Here is a 1,670-nt window from a genome sequence, read left to right as displayed (position 1 = left end):
CCGGGAACGCCGCGCACTCGACGCGCTGGATGAAATCAGAGGGAACCGGTAAGATGCGTCAGACTCAGAACACTAGTGACGCCTATAGTATATCGCCCATTCGATACCCGCTACACAGTTTACGATTCAAATGTAGCAGTGCATCGCCGTGAACGCGCGACTCGCCATTTGATAGAAGGCGAGAATATTGCACTCATTTTCTCAAGACAGGCCGCCCGTTCAGATTCAGGCTGGAACCATGCGTTAGTATCCAAGCACGTTTTCGACAATCGGGGCGTTTACAGTAATAAAGGCATATCATCCGCATCACCCCTCTACCTATACCCCGACGAGCAAGACCTCGACCAAACCCGCCGGGTCAATTTCGACCCGAAGCTATATGCCAAGCTAAAAAAGCTGGCCACCCACCCCGACCACGGCACCCCCGACGAACTGGACGTGTTCGATTACATCTATGGCGTGCTGCATTGCCCCGACTATCGCAGTACCTATGCCGAGTTCCTGAAAATCGACTTCCCGCGCATCCCGTGGCCGAAAACCCCGGCGGAGTTCTGGGACGTGCCCGCCAAGGGCCACACCCTGCGCCAGCTTCACCTGATGGACCCCGCCACCATCGGCGCAACCCCCTATCCCTTCATCGGCGAAGGCGACAACACGGTGGACAAGCCCCGGTATGAGGGCGGCAAGGTCTGGATCAACAAGACCCAGTATTTCGACGACGCCCCCGAAGTGTCCTGGGGCTTCTACATCGGCGGCTATCAGCCCGCCCAGAAATGGCTGAAAGACCGCAAGGGCCGCCCCCTGACCCTCGAAGACGTGCGCCATTACCAGCGCATCCTGAAAATCCTGTCCGAAACCGACCGGATCATGCAGACAATAGAAATGGACCTTTCCTGATGGCATCCTTTACCAAACCCAAGCGCATCTCGCTCAGGAATCATCCTGTCTATTCCGAAAACTGGATGCAGGACATCATCGCGGATGATCCGAAGATCATCGGCCTGGGTGATCTGGTCCTACGCGACAGGGAGCGGCGCCAAACCCGCGCCGGGCGGCTGGACCTGCTGCTGCAAGACCCCGACACCTACAAGCGGTATGAAGTCGAGTTGCAGCTTGGCGCGACCGACGAGGCCCATATCATCCGCTGCATCGAATACTGGGACATCGAGCGCAAGCGCTACCCGCAGTATGAACATTGCGCCGTCCTGATCGCAGAGGACATCACCAGCCGCTTCCTGAACGTCGTTTCGCTGTTTAACGGGGCAATCCCGCTGATCGCCATACAGGTGCAAGCGTATCAGGTCGGCGATCACGTCACTCTGGTATTCACCAAGGTGCTGGACGAAATGCAGCGCGGACTGGTCGATGAAGACGAAGACGCGATCAGCGCGCCGACCGACCGCGCTTATTGGGAAAAGGAAAAGGGCACGCCGAAGACCGTGGCGCTCATGGACAGGCTTTTCGAGTTGGTGAAGGAAAGCGACCCCGAGGGTAGAGTTGAAATACAACAAGTTCTATGTCGGGTTGGCCAAGGATGGACGCGCAGACAACTACGCCCAGTTCCGCCCGCAGAAAACATCGGTCGTGTTCGAAGGGGATGTCCCGATGAATGTTGAAATCGGGTCGGGGCAGCGCTGCCGGGATCATGGTTAGGCGGCCTCTGCGGTCTG

The 1,670-nt window shown here is 57.6% G+C and carries 2 protein-coding genes; both read left to right on the top strand.

Annotated features, from left to right (window positions below; translation table 11 throughout):
* Positions 1-75 precede the first annotated feature (75 nt).
* Entirely contained in the window at positions 76-897 is an 822-nt protein-coding gene (locus HUK65_RS18310) for a type ISP restriction/modification enzyme (RefSeq protein WP_179907700.1), read from the top strand.
* Positions 897-1,616, top strand: a complete 720-nt coding sequence (locus tag HUK65_RS18305; RefSeq protein ID WP_179907698.1) for a hypothetical protein — start codon at positions 897-899, stop codon at positions 1,614-1,616. The genes HUK65_RS18310 and HUK65_RS18305 overlap by 1 nt, the downstream gene beginning before the upstream one ends.
* The last annotated feature ends 54 nt before the right edge of the window (positions 1,617-1,670 follow it).

Source organism: Rhabdonatronobacter sediminivivens, assembly GCF_013415485.1.
Lineage (GTDB): Bacteria > Pseudomonadota > Alphaproteobacteria > Rhodobacterales > Rhodobacteraceae > Rhabdonatronobacter > Rhabdonatronobacter sediminivivens.
This window is presented reverse-complemented; position numbering and strand designations above follow the sequence as displayed.

Excerpts from the sequence above, each read along its gene's own strand:
- HUK65_RS18305 (WP_179907698.1), top strand. The coding sequence starts at position 897 with ATGGCATCCTTTACCAAACCCAAGCGCATCTCGCTCAGGAATCATCCT.